The sequence below is a fragment of the Eubacteriaceae bacterium Marseille-Q4139 genome, assembly GCA_018223415.1.
Taxonomy (GTDB): domain Bacteria; phylum Bacillota; class Clostridia; order Lachnospirales; family Lachnospiraceae; genus CABSIM01.
In genome coordinates this window covers 55,589-56,016 of sequence record JAGTTQ010000001.1, presented here as the reverse complement: position 1 = coordinate 56,016, position 428 = coordinate 55,589, and the positions used below count along the sequence as shown (strand labels likewise).

The following is a 428-nucleotide window of genomic DNA, read 5'->3' as shown; positions in this document are numbered from 1 at the left end:
ATCTATGACTGGCATACAGCTAGTTTCCAGGGCCGGAATAACTACTGCAAGACGGATCCGGATGCCACTTTTATGCACATGAAGGATGATCATATGAGGAATGCCCAGCTGAAACCTGGATATAACGTCCAGATCGCAGTGGACAGCGAATACATTGTGGCAGCTGGGATTTTTCAGGATCGGAATGATGTATGGACACTGGTGCCGTTTCTGAAAAACATGGAAGTGAACCTGGGATTTCGATATCCCAGTGTGACTGCGGATTCGGGGTATGAAAGCGAAGAGGCTTATGAATATCTGAAAAGCCAGGGTCAGATCCCTTACATCAAACCGCAGACCTACGAAAAATGTAAAAAGAGAAGATTTAAGAAAGACATCAGCAAACGGGAAAATATGGCGTATAAGGAAGAGACAGACACCTACACCTG

Annotated in this window: 1 pseudogene (cut by a window edge); it reads left to right on the top strand. The window is 45.3% G+C overall.

From position 1 onward, the window contains the following. A pseudogene (locus tag KE531_00295) lies at positions 1-428 on the top strand (transposase) (it extends 747 nt beyond the left edge of the window).